The sequence below is a fragment of the Curtobacterium sp. B18 genome (assembly GCF_000333375.1).
Classification (GTDB): domain Bacteria; phylum Actinomycetota; class Actinomycetes; order Actinomycetales; family Microbacteriaceae; genus Curtobacterium.
In genome coordinates, this window is the sequence record NZ_BACZ01000752.1 from 1 (window position 1) to 707 (window position 707).

Annotated in this window: 2 protein-coding genes; both read right to left on the reverse strand. The window is 71.7% G+C overall.

Annotated features, from left to right (window positions below; all coding sequences use genetic code 11):
- The coding region (locus I5E_RS26120) for a hypothetical protein (RefSeq protein ID WP_222836494.1) at positions 1-191 on the reverse strand (191 nt) is incomplete at its 3' end.
- 243 nt (positions 192-434) lie between these two features.
- Positions 435-707, reverse strand: a 273-nt coding sequence (locus I5E_RS19925; protein WP_031263282.1) for an AI-2E family transporter, incomplete at its 5' end; no start/stop codon positions are given.

Below are 707 nucleotides of genomic sequence, written 5' to 3' on the forward strand. Positions count from 1 at the left end.
GACAGCACCGGCGTCTCGCCGAAATAGCGCGCCAGCGATTGGCCGATGCGCGCGTCGGTGGCCCATTGCGCGAACAGCGGATCGCGGCCGTAGGCGCCGAGCAGGCGCCGCACCGTCAGGCCGCCTTCGGCGTTGCGCGACTCGGGCGCGCCGGGATAGCGCAGGTCCGCCTCGTATTCGATGGGCGCCACGTGCCGCGCAGATGGCGCTCGGCCAGCGCGCGCAGCGCCGCCACCTCGGCCGGGTCGGCGAACTGGCGCGCGACCACGAAACCCTGCTCGCGCAGGACCGCTAACTCATCTTCTTGCAACGACGCGGACATGATGAACCTGCCAACCCCTCAGACCCCGCGGCGTAAGCTGCAAAGCGTCTGCGCACAGGGCAGGCGCGTGCCGGGCGAGGCGCCGGCGAGCGCGGGGAGAGCTAGATTACACCTAAATACGCGGGCCGGCGGCCGGCGTCTGGTCGGGCGGGGCCGCGGCCCGGAGGCGGGCGGTGTCACGCTCGGCTTCCTCGTGGTGCACCCACTCGCGCCACACGGCCACCAGCAGCGCCATCAGCACCGGGCCGACGAACAGCCCGACGATGCCCATGGTCTTCACGCCCCCCACCAGGCCGAAGAAGGTCGGCAGGAACGGCAGCTTGACCGGCCCGCCCACCAGGCGCGGACGCAGCGTCTTGTCGACGATGAACAGTTCGACGCTGCC